We start from the raw sequence: 362 nt of genomic DNA on the forward strand, positions 1-362 counted from the left end.
CTTCTGATTAAATCTTCACCGCTAACTCCAGGTAATGACTTACGGTCAACCTTACCATTGGGTGTTAACGGAATATTATCAAGCTCTACAAAGAAGCCTGGTACCATATATTCTGGTAACTTACTCAGTAAATATTCTCGAAGTTCAGACTTATCGATATCTGATTCATCATTTTTTGTGTAGTAAGCTGCAAGTACTTTTTCACCATTCACTTCTTTGGCATAAGCAACTACTTGTTGGATAACAGGGCTGAATTCAGAGAGCGTACTCTCTATCTCTCCCAACTCTATTCTGTATCCCCGAATCTTCACCTGGAAATCTTTTCTGCCTAAATACTCCAACTCTCCATTGCTCAGAAGCCT

1 protein-coding gene is annotated in these 362 nt (G+C 39.5%); it reads right to left on the reverse strand.

The annotated features are described in order from the left end of the window. Positions 1-362 (reverse strand): AMP-binding enzyme (locus SB679_RS23355; protein ID WP_410704667.1); only part of this gene is annotated, 362 nt, incomplete at both ends.

Source organism: Chryseobacterium sp. SIMBA_029 (genome assembly GCF_046535275.1).
Classification (GTDB): domain Bacteria; phylum Bacteroidota; class Bacteroidia; order Flavobacteriales; family Weeksellaceae; genus Chryseobacterium.